The organism is Iningainema tapete BLCC-T55, assembly GCF_014698965.1.
Taxonomy (GTDB): Bacteria; Cyanobacteriota; Cyanobacteriia; order Cyanobacteriales; family Nostocaceae; genus Iningainema; species Iningainema tapete.
Genome location: NZ_JACXAE010000100.1, coordinates 1 through 8,761 on the forward strand (window position 1 = coordinate 1; position 8,761 = coordinate 8,761).

Annotated in this window: 9 protein-coding genes; 7 read left to right on the forward strand and 2 right to left on the reverse strand. The window is 41.7% G+C overall.

Annotated elements, in window-relative coordinates; genetic code table 11:
* The first annotated feature begins 347 nt into the window (after positions 1–347).
* From ICL16_RS33950 to ICL16_RS33970, 5 genes are all read left to right on the forward strand, one after another.
* Complete coding sequence (locus tag ICL16_RS33950; protein WP_190835996.1) at positions 348–1,421, forward strand: ATPase, T2SS/T4P/T4SS family; 1,074 nt, start codon at positions 348–350, stop codon at positions 1,419–1,421.
* Positions 1,422–1,678: 257 nt separating this feature from the next.
* Positions 1,679–2,362 carry a Crp/Fnr family transcriptional regulator gene (locus ICL16_RS33955; protein ID WP_190835997.1) on the forward strand — a complete coding sequence of 228 codons (684 nt, stop codon included), beginning with the start codon at positions 1,679–1,681 and terminating at the stop codon, positions 2,360–2,362.
* An 89-nt stretch (positions 2,363–2,451) separates the two neighbouring features.
* Positions 2,452–4,230: a M61 family metallopeptidase gene (locus ICL16_RS33960; RefSeq protein WP_190835998.1), complete on the forward strand. Its 1,779-nt coding sequence runs from the start codon at positions 2,452–2,454 to the stop codon at positions 4,228–4,230.
* 54 nt (positions 4,231–4,284) lie between these two features.
* Positions 4,285–4,446: a rubredoxin gene (gene rd / locus ICL16_RS33965; protein ID WP_190835999.1), complete on the forward strand. Its 162-nt coding sequence runs from the start codon at positions 4,285–4,287 to the stop codon at positions 4,444–4,446.
* 56 nt (positions 4,447–4,502) lie between these two features.
* Positions 4,503–5,735 carry a BaiN/RdsA family NAD(P)/FAD-dependent oxidoreductase gene (locus tag ICL16_RS33970; protein WP_190836003.1) on the forward strand — a complete coding sequence of 411 codons (1,233 nt, stop codon included), beginning with the start codon at positions 4,503–4,505 and terminating at the stop codon, positions 5,733–5,735.
* Between the two features lie 88 nt (positions 5,736–5,823).
* Here the strand turns inward: ICL16_RS33970 and ICL16_RS33975 are convergent, their stop codons facing one another.
* Complete coding sequence (locus ICL16_RS33975) at positions 5,824–6,558, reverse strand: 2-phosphosulfolactate phosphatase family protein (protein WP_190836000.1); 735 nt, start codon at positions 6,556–6,558, stop codon at positions 5,824–5,826.
* Positions 6,559–6,655: 97 nt separating this feature from the next.
* On the opposite strand from ICL16_RS33975, the gene ICL16_RS33980 reads away from it, so the two are divergent.
* Together ICL16_RS33980 and ICL16_RS33985 are read left to right on the forward strand one after the other, a co-directional pair.
* Entirely contained in the window at positions 6,656–7,075 is a 420-nt protein-coding gene (locus ICL16_RS33980) for a BlaI/MecI/CopY family transcriptional regulator (RefSeq protein ID WP_190836001.1), read from the forward strand.
* Positions 7,075–7,911 (forward strand): M56 family metallopeptidase, encoded by an 837-nt coding sequence (locus ICL16_RS33985; protein ID WP_190836002.1) that lies wholly within the window; start codon positions 7,075–7,077, stop codon positions 7,909–7,911. Before ICL16_RS33980 ends, ICL16_RS33985 begins: the two co-directional genes overlap by 1 nt.
* An 85-nt stretch (positions 7,912–7,996) precedes the next feature.
* On the opposite strand, the gene ICL16_RS33990 is transcribed toward ICL16_RS33985, so the two are convergent.
* Positions 7,997–8,533, reverse strand: coding sequence for a DUF421 domain-containing protein (locus ICL16_RS33990; protein ID WP_190836004.1), 537 nt, complete (start codon positions 8,531–8,533; stop codon positions 7,997–7,999).
* Positions 8,534–8,761: the final 228 nt, after the last annotated feature.

Sequence of the window (8,761 nt, forward strand, 5' to 3'; positions counted from 1 at the left end):
TTGCAGGAAAAACTGACGATTACACAACGCCAGGTTTTATCCATGCTCAAAGCATCTCAAACCGTAGATGCGATCGCAACTGGGCTAAAACTCAAAACCCATCAAGTGATCGGAGAATGGACTAAGATCTACTTGCTTGCTCAAAGTTTGAGAACGGCAAATTGAATGCGCTGTTAACTGTTGACTGTTATGTGTTAACTGTCAACAGCCACAAAGAATGAATATACTAGACCGGGCGCTTACCATATAATATTAAAATTGTCAATAACCTAAGAGTATTAATTTAATAGAGCCAATTAACTACTAAGCAGAATACGATAGTAGAAAAATTTCAGCAACTAAAACTTATGTTGTCTTCAGAGGGCAAACCACTAAGTAACGAAGCAATTGGTAAGCAACTGCTGTCGTCTACTGATTCTCAATGGAAGCAAGGATTGGATACAGCGCAAATATTTCGGCTTATGGAGAGCATATTGTCGTTTGAAGTGTGCCTTTACCACCAGATTTTGCCTCTTAAAGTAGAAGACAACAACTTGCAGCTAGGTATGGTGAATCCACAAGACAATACGGCGCTCAACTATGTTTGTCGCATTTTGTCCTATACTAATTGCACAATATTAACCGAAGCGATCGCCGCCGAAACTCACCGCAAATTATTATCAGCTTACCTTAGTTACAAAAATACACTACTTAATCAGTCAACTTCTACGCCACAACAAGCAATAGATGATTCTTCAACCTCTCTACCTGTTTTGCAATTGCCACCACCACAACAACCTAATACAATTGAAACATTAACAACTTTACCACCGAAAAAACTGCTAGAGGAGTTACTAGGGAGAGTTCTTGTCGGGGGAATTGGTCGATTATTCTTGGAAAGAAGACCATATCACGGCAGAATATTATGGAGTGAAAATGGAGTATTGCAGTCAGTCATCGACAAACTGCCGCTGTCGATTTTTCAGGGAGTACTGAATGAATTTAAGCGCTTTGCTTCTTTACCCATCGCTACTGTGGCAGAACCACAACAGGTAGAAAAGGAGTTTTTATACCAAAAAACTCGCGTATTATTACGCATAAGAGTGATGCCAGGAATGCATGGTGAACAAGCTACATTACAAGTGCTACGAGGAGCAGCATTAAAGTTTTACCAGCAGCAACAGTTGACACGTATTAGTCGTGATGCTTTGAGCATTTCTCAGCAATTGAACTATAAATTGCGCGAACTACAACAACGACTTATACTCAACAAAGAAGTAAAATCTGGGCAACTAGAGGCTTTTGCCGCGTTAAATCAAATATTATACAACTTAGAAAATCAAATTAAAGCACTTACAGACTTTTCGCCAATTGAAGAAGGCAGGGAGGAGGCAGAAGGTAGAAGGTTTTTCAATGGAGGTTCAGAAACTACCCTACCATAACGCCAAATTTGAAATTCGCAACAACTTTTGCTGAACATTGAGGCATCCTGGAAACTTGTTTTTCCAGGATGCCTTTTTTCGGTAAAACCGCTGATTTCAAGTTTCGGGTTTGTGTGTTGTAATGAATACAATACCATCAAAAGGTAGAGATTGATTATGTGCAAATTTTAATACCGTAATATATTTAAAATATTTCGGTGCTTAAAGACAAATGTTAGCAAACCATTACTTTCGCTTGTGATTTTTGCGGATATGTCATGCAGACAGAGATTTTTAGTGAAATTTTCCCTTTAATGAGTACAGCCAATCCCCCGACTTTAGAATGGCTACTCTCTGTTGCAACAGAACACGAATACCCACCCCAGCGAGCTGTTTTGATGGAAGATGCTTGGGGTAATGCAGTCTACTTCATAGTTTCTGGTTGGGTAAAAGTCCGACGTACCGCAGGCGAAGACTCTGTTGCCTTAGCAATTTTAGGTAGGGGTGATTTTTTTGGTGAAATGGCGATTTTAGATGAATCGCCACGCTCAACAGATGTAATTGCTCTTTCGCCTGTAAAGTTACTGAGTATTTCCCGAGAGCGCTTTATTCAGATATTGTTTAAAGATCCACAGTTACATCACCGGATGCTGCAACTGATGGTTCGACGATTACGACACATTAATGTGCGCTTACAAATGCGATCTTCACCACCCGCAGTCAAACTCGCCCATACCTTAATTAGTTTAGGCGAAAGTTATGGTCACCAAACTCCCCAAGGAAGGGAAATTTTTGATATTTCTTGTAAAGATTTAGCAGATGTTACAGAAATTAGCGTTGAGGAAACGACTAAAATTATATCTAAACTATCTGAAAAAGGTTGGATTAAAATTGACAGTAGCGATCGCGTAGTTCATTTAGTCAATCTTAAACAGTTAATGAATTTGGCAGGCAAAGTCTAATTACTTTTGAGTAATGAGTTGGTAGTAGAGAGAGAATTATAGACTATATACTAGGCTACTAACTCAAAACAACTAAGATACTACTGCGGATGACTGAAGTAACTGTACCTCTCCCTAACACCCGTCTCCAGGAAAGTGTACCAAAAATACATTACCGAGTAGCAATGCCTCAACCAGAAACACATCTGTTTGAGGTTACTTTGCACATCGTCGGCTATCCATCTTCAATTCTCCATCTGAAAATGCCAGTTTGGACACCTGGTTCCTATTTAGTCAGAGAATACTCTAAAAACTTGCAGGATTTTGCCGCTTTCTCCCAACACTCGCCTTTATCTTGGGAGAAAATTAGTAAAAATCATTGGCAGGTACATACAAGCGGCTCGGGGGAGGTAACTGTAAAATACCGCATTTTTGCTAACGATTTATCAGTGCGGACAAATCATTTAGATGGCACTCACGGTTATATTAATGGTGCAGCTTTATTTTTCCGACTGCCCGGTTGGGAGAAGCAATCAATTCAAGTTACTGTTGTACCGCCCCATCCAGACTGGCACGTAACTACTGCTTTACCAGCATCTGGACAAAATACTTTCTTCGCTACAGATTTTGATACCCTTGTCGATAGCCCCTTTGAAATTGGTTGTCACCAGTTATATCAGTTTGAAGTATTGGGAAAACCCCATGAATTGGCAATCTGGGGACAAGGTAATCTTCAAGTGCAGCGGTTGATTACTGACATTAAGAAAATTATCGAAGTCGAAGCCCAGATGTTTGGGGGCTTACCGTATGAAAAGTACCTTTTTATCCTGCATCTGTTTTACCAAGCTTATGGTGGTTTAGAACATAAAAATAGCTGTTCTTTAATTTATCAGCGATTTGGGTTTCGCGATCGCGACAAATATGAGCGCTTTATCCAACTTGTAGCACACGAATTCTTTCACTTATGGAATGTAAAGCGTATTCGCCCAGCAGCACTAGAAGTGTTTGACTACGATTGTGAAAATTATACACCATCACTATGGTTTTGTGAGGGTACAACCAGTTACTACGATTTGCTCATTCCTTTACGAGCAGGCATTTACAATGCTCAAACAATGCTCAATCATTTCAGTAAAGATATTACCAGGTATATGATTACACCTGGTCGAAAAGTACAATCACTTTCCGAATCTAGTTTTGATGCTTGGATTAAGCTGTATCGTCAAGATGCTAACAGCGGTAATTCGCAAATGTCCTACTATCTTAAAGGAGAGATAGTATCGCTGTTGTTGGATTTGCTGATTCGCTCGCGCCATAAAAATCAGCGATCGCTCGATGATATTATGTTCAAAACCTGGCAAAAATTTGGTAAAGACGAAATTGGTTACACTCCACAACAGTTACAGGAAATTATTGAATCAGTAGCTGGATGTAATTTAAATGATTTCTTTAAACGCTACATTGATGGTACTGAGGAGTTACCTTTTCACCAGTACTTGGAGCCGTTTGGTTTGCAATTAGTAGCAGAAGCAGAAGAACAAGTATACTTGGGAATCAAAGTATGTACGGAAAATAATCGCGAGGTAATTAAGTTTGTCGAGGCGGGTTCACCTGCACAACTAGCAGGCATTGACCCAGGAGATGAATTGCTAGCTATTGATGGTATAAAAGTAATAGCAAATCAATTGTGCGATCGCTTGAAAGATTATCAACCAGGTGATAGAATCCAACTCACAATTTTCCACCAAGACGAACTGAGAACCTATACCATCCCCTTAGCTGCACCACAGTTGAGTAAGTATCAATTAAAACCTGTCATCAAGCCAACTTCATTGCAGCAGGAGAACTTTGCCGGATGGTTGGGAGTACCTCTAACAAGTGTTCAGTAATTGTCGGGTGGGCAATGCCCACCTACTGTAACTATTTCATCAGGAGTACAGAAGATGTCTCAATATACATGTACCATCTGTGGTTATGAGTATGACCCAGAAGTGGGCGATCCCGATAGCGGAATAGCACCAGGAACTCCGTTTGAAGAAATACCAGATGATTGGGTATGCCCTGTTTGCGGGGCAACAAAAGATCAATTTGAACCCGCTCAGTGAAAAAATTGCTAGTGTGGAAGAGAAAACACTGCCAATTAATCGAAGTTCTTAATCTCTTGCAACCTCTAAAAGTTATTGTGATTGGGGGTGGTGCTGCTGGTTTTTTTGCGGCGATATCAGCTGCTACAAACCCCCAAGCTTCTGTTACGATTCTCGAAGCTAGTCGTCAACCACTGGCTAAAGTTCTTGTGAGTGGTGGTGGGCGTTGTAATGTTACTCACGCTTGTTTTGATCCATCACAATTAGTACAAAATTATCCTAGAGGTGGAAAAGCTCTTTTAGGTGCTTTTACACGCTTTCAAGCTAAGGATACTGTGAGTTGGTTTGCCACACACGGTGTTCAACTCAAGACTGAAGCTGATGGCAGAATGTTTCCAACTACAGATAGTTCGGAAACTATTGTAGACTGCCTAATGAATGCAGCATCATCATTAGGGGTAGAATTGCGTACAGGAACACCAGTGGTTTCCGTCACACTTAGAGACGTTCCGCCGGAACGTCTCTACCAGGTTACCATTAAATCAGGTGAAATACTGGAATGCGATCGCCTCATCCTCGCCACAGGTAGCAATCCGATTGGGTATAAAATAGCTAGAGAGTTGGGCCATACAATTGAACCAACTGTCCCATCTTTATTTACCTTTAATATTGGTGAGGAAAAATTAACAAAGTTGGCTGGCATTAGCGTTAACCCTGTACGGTTACGTCTAATTGTACCAGGCTCTACCTTAGAACAAACAGGACCATTACTAATTACCCATTGGGGTTTAAGTGGTCCTGCCGTACTAAAACTTTCTGCTTGGGGTGCGAGAGTATTGCACTCAAACCACTATCAAGCTACCTTACATATTAATTGGTTGCCAGAACTTAAGCAAGAAGAAGTGCGGCAGAAATTGTTTTCTGTTAAGAATGAATGGGCAAAAAAACCTGTAGCACTACATCGCGGCGTTGACTTACCCCACCGTTTATGGCAATTCATTCTTGCTCGTGTAGAAATTACTGTGGAACGTTGGGCAGAATTATCGAATAAAAAATTAAATCAATTACTACAAGAAATTACCCAAGGACAATACTTAATTAACGGCAAAGGAGTCTTTAAGGAAGAATTTGTCACCTGTGGCGGTGTCAATCTTAAAGAAGTCAATTTTAAGACGATGGAAAGTAAAATAGTTCCAAATCTTTACTTTGCCGGAGAAATTTTAGATATAGATGGTGTAACTGGTGGCTTTAACTTCCAAAGCGCATGGACTAGCGGCTATTTAGCAGGGGTATCAATTAATGGGAGATAAGAGTCAGGAGTCAGGAGTCAGGAGTCAGGAGTCAGGAGATATAATTTTTTTCCTCTGCCTTCTGCCTTCTGCCTTCTGCCCTGTGCCTTTACTTTTTACTTTTCAAAACTCCTGGTTCATGCTGCATGGGCAAGACATCTAAAATATCGATTTGGGAACAATATTTCAGATCTTCGAGACAATTTAGACGCAATAAGCGTTTACCATGACTGGCATGATGGAAAAGTCCCAGTAAATTATCTTGCCATTGAGAGTAAAGCGCGATCGCACCAAATACCTCATCGTTACCCGCAACATCTAGTGAAGCATTGGTTTGCTGTATAATACTGTGGGCGATCGCACCTGCACAAGCGGTGTCTTCTAAGGAAAAGCTTCCTTCCCAACCTGAACCAACTATCCACACAGTTTCTGGTTGTTGTTGCAAAACGTAATTTACTACTGCGGCACGGTTAATAAACGCGGCGGCAAGCACTTTTTTGGCATTTTGCACTCGTTGTAATGCACGAGTACCGTTGGTAGTGCTGATAAATAAACGTCTTCCCTGTACGCGCTCTGGTGTGCAGTCGAGGGGAGAATTTCCCATGTCAAAGCCAGGAACTGTTCCACCTCCCCGCTCTCCGGCTCGTAAGCGTTTGTCGGGTAACCAAGATTCGCTCACTTGCATGAGTTGATCTAAATCGCTAAAAACTTGGACGGCTTCTCCACCTGCAGCCAAGACTGTTGCCATTGTGGTAGTGGCTCGCAGTACATCGACAGCGATCGCACAATCTGGCATTTGATCTGTGGGAGTCAATTCTGGAGTATGGTAAACGAATAGCTTCACGCCTTGGATACACCTGAATTAGTATCGACGACAACCATTTTAACTACTTAGTGTCACCAACAAAACTGTAATCCCAAATCTAAAATCCACAATCTTTATGGCTCCTTTACCTGAGTATCGTCCCAAACAACTTTCTTTAGGTCCGTTGGAAGCAGAAATTTTGCATATCATCTGGGAACTTGGTTCCGTTACAGTTAAGGATGTACATGACCGCATTCTTAAAGATCCTAACCGGGAACTAGCTTATACTTCTGTCACTACTGTGCTGCGCCGTTTGACAGAAAAAGGTTGGCTTGCTTGTGACAAAAAAGCGCGAGCCTTTTACTGGCGAGCATTAGTTACCAAGCAGCAGGCAGAGGTAATTAAGGCACACGAACAATTACATCGCTTTTTGGCTGTGGGCAACCCAGATGTGATCGCTGCTTTTGCTGATAGTTTAGATGAAGCTGCTTCTGAGCAAATTCAAGCGATCGCTAAGCGTATTCAAGCCGCACGTCAAGCTAGGGAGGAACAATAATGCATTTGATCATGATTTTGACTACTTTAGCTGTTGCTTGGGGATTGAGATCCTCTGGGAATGATTCCTTGGGCAGTTGGAATCAGCGGTGGCGGCGAGCGCTCTTTTTATTTCTCTTTCCCCCCTTGCTAATTTTTATGACAGCCATAGCCGTTTTGTGCATGGGACCCCAAGGTAAAATGAGTGGTTGGCAGACTGGCTGGTTTAGTTATGTTTTGGCATTATTTTGTCTTGCTTTTTTTCTCATTTTATGTATTAAACATGCTTGGTCGGGATGGCAGTCAGTTAAATCTACCCAAAACTGTCCGCTTGTATATCTAGCAGATAGACAAGTAAGATTGCTAGACACAAGCGCACTATTTGCAGGGCAAATTGGTTTTTGGCAACCCCAACTAATCGTGTCTGAGGGATTGCTACAAACTCTATCTCCAGAGCAATTAGAAACGGTATTGGCACATGAAGAAGGGCATTACCATTACCGAGATACTTTCTGGTTTTTCTGGCTGGGTTGGGTGCGTACCTGTACAGCTTGGTTGCCAAATACAGACGCTTTGTGGCAAGAGTTGTTAGTTTTGCGAGAATTACGCGCCGACGCTCACGCAGCAACTCAGGTAGATCCCCTGCTGCTAGCAGAATCTCTGTTGTTGGTGGTAAGTAACATGCACGTACATCCGGAAACAATGTGTGCTGCCTTGGGGGCTAGTGGCGATCGTTTAGAACAAAGGATAGACGCTTTATTATCACCACCACAACCAACTGCCGAAGCTCAATTACCGTCTTGGAATGGCTTCCTCTTCGCATTCTTACCCTTGGTGAGCGTGATATTTCATACCTAAATTCTTCCCCTGTAGAGACGCGACGCCAGTCGCCGTGACAGTGGGAAACTCGACAACATGCACGCTGGCTCAAATGAGCGCGTCTCTACACATTTGCTTTTTGTTTAGGATCTGAATTGGTTTTTGATTCAAAAGAGATCACACTAATGCTACCGTCAGCCTCCATATATGCCTTTTTCACTTCAGAAATATATTCCACACCAGAGGAGCGTAACTTACTCATCAATTCATCCTCTGTAAGTAGTCCCTGTTTCATATGACGCTCAATCATTTGTCCATTCCTAACTAACAGTAGCGGAGGAGGATTGAGGAAGCGCTCAAAGCGCTTAACTTTATAGCCTAACCAGTTGAGAAAGTAACTCCAAAAAATTACAGTTCCTACTAAAATCGCTCCTTCTGTAATTGATGTATAATTGCTTGCCATAGCGTTTTGTGCCGCTTCAGCAAATAGTACGACTACGAGTAAATCGGCTATTCCTAGCGTTCCTAGTTGGCGGCTGGGCATAATGCGTAGAACCAAGAACAGCGCTAGGTAAACCAGTGAGCCGCGAACAATTAATTCAGCAATAGAAATGCTGGGAACAAAGATTTTTTGCCAATCAATGTAGAACAATTTATCCATTAACATCTTTTTTATCTATTTCCTGGCTGTGATTTCGTCAAGAAAATTAAATACTATATCTGTAAATTTATCTACTAAGAAAATGCTCCATTCGTGGTATGCTCCATCCACGACTATTAATTGAGAACCTCTAATAAGTTGTGCAAACTCTTGGTAACTTTTCACTTCCCCCTAAAAACAAGAGTCAAGAAACAGCAGGAATAGAAGGTGGAGAAAAGCCCTTACGAC